The organism is Desulfovibrio sp. 1188_IL3213 (assembly GCF_036763145.1).
GTDB lineage: Bacteria > Desulfobacterota > Desulfovibrionia > Desulfovibrionales > Desulfovibrionaceae > Desulfovibrio.
Genome location: NZ_JBAIYR010000308.1, coordinates 1 through 2,879 on the forward strand (window position 1 = coordinate 1; position 2,879 = coordinate 2,879).

A 2,879-nucleotide genomic window follows, 5' to 3' on the forward strand; every position below is an offset into this window, starting at 1 on the left:
AAAAGGAAGCGTACCCCGTTTGCTGCGGCGTACGCTTCCTTTTTGTGTTTTCTGCTGCTCACGGGCGCGGCCCGTTTAGAGCAATTTCACTTTGAAATTGCTCTGGCGGCTGCGTGAGCAGACGTTCCTGGGCCACGGCCGCGCTTTCTCCCTTGCGCCCGGCATAAATGCCGCCCATGACGCCCTGCAGGGTGTCAAACTCGCCAACAAGACCGCTGACGAGATCAGCTTTTGAAAGCCGTCCCGCGCGCGCGGCATCGGCGGCAAGGTCAGGAGCGCATTTTTCCGCCAGCCAGCGGCACAGGGCTTCAAGGCGGCGCGTTTTGTCCCCCATGCTGCCAAGACCACCGATAAAGATGACCGAATCAAGCTTTTGCAGCCAATGGTCAAAGCCTTCACGCAGGTCGGCCTGCCAGAAAAAGCGAGCGTCTTCCAGACGGGCGCGCAGCACCCTTTCCCACCCGCGCTTGACAATGCTCATGTCTTCGGGGGTGATGTTGAGCACGGTCAAAAAGTGCGGGAGCAGGCGGCCATCGGCCCCTTCAATGCCAAAACTTTTCTGGTGGCTTTCCATACTGGTCAGCAGCACCTCGCGCGGCACCTCAAGGTAGGCCGGATCAAAATCGGCCAGCAGCGGCACGGGATGTTCCGCAAGGCCCTGCACTTCGTCAAGCAGGCTGTCCTTCCAGAGCACCTTGCCGCCCACGGCCTGGGCCTGCCTGTTGCCGCCTTCCACAATGCTTTCCCTGCGCTTCGGGGAGTCGAGGGTGATGCCGCAGGAGTCCGCCAGTATGGCCGGAAGCTCCTCAGCGCGCGCAACGGAGAAAGGACCTGGCCCGTGGATACGGTGACCGCAGGTCTCGCGCCCCGAAACCATAGGGCCGACCTCAAACGGAATGACCTCATCGTCCAGCAGGGCCAGAATCCAGCGCAGCGGACGGGCATAGGCCAGCGCGTGATTGCCCCAGCGCATGCGTTTGGCAAAGGGAAGCGCCGTAATGATGGCCGGACACATGACAGCCAGCAATTCCCTTGCGGGCGCACCGCCGGTACGCTTGCGCACGGCGATGTAAACGCCTTTTTCTGTCTCTTGCTGAAAAACGTCTTCCAGAGTGCAGCCATTGGTGCGGATAAAGCCTTCCAGCGCCTTGGTGGGCTTGCCCTCAGCATCATAGGCCACACGCACGGGCGGGCCGGAGACCACCTCTTCCCGCTCAATCTGCACGGGATTGAGGTTTTCAACCGTGACCACGGCGCGGCGCGGCGTGCTCATGACACGCAGGCTGCCGTATTCAAGGCCCGCTTCTTCAAAGGCGGCGGTAAAACGGGTGGAAAGTTCGGCTTCTTCGGGAGCCAGAAAACGGGAAGGCAGTTCTTCACTGCCGATTTCGAGCACAAAGGTAGCCACGGCTTTACCTCGCATCCTTTTTGAGCATGGGATAGCCCAGTTCTTCGCGCTGAGCCGCGTACAGACGGGCCACGCCCGCCGCCAGAGCCCGCACCCGGCCGATGTAGCCGGTGCGCTCCGTAATGGATATGGCCCCGCGCGCATCCAGCAGGTTAAAGGTATGCGAACACTTCAGACAATAATCGTAGGCAGGCCAGGGCAGACCCAGCGCAAGCATGGCCTTGCATTGGCCTTCAAAATCATTGAAATGGCGCAGCAGCATCCGGGCATCGCTGGCCTCGAAATTATGGCGCGACTGCTCCACCTCGTTCTGGTGGTAGATGTTGCCGTAGGTCACATCCTTGTTCCAGGCCAGATCATACACGGACTCCACGCCCTGAAGATACATGGCCAGGCGCTCAAGACCGTAGGTCAGCTCCACGCTCACCGGCGCAAGGTCAATGCCGCCCACCTGCTGGAAATAAGTGAACTGGCTCACTTCCATACCGTTGAGCCACACTTCCCAGCCAAGGCCCCAGGCCCCCAGGGTGGGCGATTCCCAGTCATCTTCCACAAAGCGGATGTCGTGCTGGGCGGGATTGATGCCCAAGGCGTTGAGGCTTTGCAGATACAGGTCCTGCACGTTGTCCGGCGAAGGCTTCATGATGACCTGAAACTGGAAATAGCGCTGCAGGCGATTGGGGTTTTCGCCATAGCGCCCGTCTGTGGGACGCCGCGAAGGCTCCACATAGGCCACGTTCCAAGGCTCGGGACCGATAACCCGCAAAAAGGTATGGGGGTTGAAAGTTCCGGCCCCGCACTCCACTCCCGAAGGCTGCTCGATAACGCAGCCCTGCCTGGCCCAGTAATTCTGTAGGGTGAGAATCACGTCCTGAAAATACATGTGTTGTCCTTTGGAAGGCTGATCAGAAGGTTTTTGCTTCCTGGCGGGGCAACGGCATGAACGGCGGACGCTGCGGCGAAAAACCCGCGCCCGGCCCTGCCGTTACGGCGACAGAAGGCAAAAACCAGCTGACCAGCGGCTCCTTTTTAGAGCATTGCAACTTTGAGAATGTATATTACCAAAGCTTGTAAGACGCCCACTTCGGCCTGTACCCGCGCAGGTACCCCGCACTTGCGCCTTGGTGGCGGACGCCTGCGCGCGCAGCCGCCGGAACCGTTTCAAGGTGAAACAGCCCTGACGCGCCTTATCCCGGACCGGACAAATATGGCCGGGACCGACCCGCAAAGCCGCACAAACAGGAGCGGCAAAAAACGGGCAGTTACACGCGGCGAAAAAATCCCCCCTCCCACGCCAGTCCCAGATGGTACTGCACAAAACCGTCAATGACCCTGGAACAGGCCCGCCGGTCCGCCGAGGGCAATTCCTCCGCGTGCCAGCCGGATGGCAATTCTTGCTGCACATGGCGTAAAAGGTCAAGCCCGCCGGCGCTCAATTCCACGCCGTAACGCACGGGACCGGCCTGCGCGC

1 protein-coding gene and 2 pseudogenes are annotated in these 2,879 nt (G+C 60.4%); all 3 read right to left on the reverse strand.

Annotated features, from left to right (window positions below):
* Window positions 1–130 precede the first annotated feature (130 nt).
* Window positions 131–1,408: pseudogene (glyS, locus tag V6C16_RS10685) on the reverse strand (glycine--tRNA ligase subunit beta); the annotation flags it as partial.
* 4 nt (window positions 1,409–1,412) lie between these two features.
* Window positions 1,413–2,291 carry a glycine--tRNA ligase subunit alpha gene (gene glyQ, locus V6C16_RS10690; RefSeq protein WP_333534865.1) on the reverse strand — a complete coding sequence of 293 codons (879 nt, stop codon included), beginning with the start codon at window positions 2,289–2,291 and terminating at the stop codon, window positions 1,413–1,415.
* 379 nt (window positions 2,292–2,670) lie between these two features.
* Window positions 2,671–2,879, reverse strand: a pseudogene (locus tag V6C16_RS10695) (DNA repair protein RecO); the annotation flags it as partial.

What these genes read in the sequence shown, in the direction of transcription:
- glyQ (WP_333534865.1), bottom strand. Translation starts at nt 2,291, where the DNA reads ATGTATTTTCAGGACGTGATTCTCACCCTACAGAATTACTGGGCCAGG.